A 263-nucleotide genomic window follows, 5' to 3' on the forward strand; every position below is an offset into this window, starting at 1 on the left:
TGCCATGACCCTTGAAGACATCGCCCGCGTGCAGCAGGACTTCGTCGACGCGGCTCGTCGTGCTCGCGATGCCGGCTTTGAATGGATCGAGTTGCACTTCGCCCACGGCTACCTGGGCCAGAGTTTTTTCTCCGAGCATTCCAACCAGCGTACCGATGCCTACGGTGGCAGCTTCGACAACCGCAGCCGTTTCCTCCTCGAAACCCTGGCTGCAGTGCGTGAAGTCTGGCCGGAAAACCTGCCGCTCACCGCCCGGTTCGGTG

The 263-nt window shown here is 62.0% G+C and carries 1 protein-coding gene; it reads left to right on the forward strand.

The features are described from left to right. Positions 1 to 263, forward strand: a 263-nt coding sequence (locus AAEZ05_RS28985) for an oxidoreductase (RefSeq protein ID WP_502947809.1), incomplete at both ends; no start/stop codon positions are given.

Origin of the sequence: Pseudomonas sp. HY13-MNA-CIBAN-0226, from assembly GCF_040310305.1 — a bacterium.
In the GTDB taxonomy this organism is placed as follows: domain Bacteria; phylum Pseudomonadota; class Gammaproteobacteria; order Pseudomonadales; family Pseudomonadaceae; genus Aquipseudomonas; species Aquipseudomonas gregormendelii.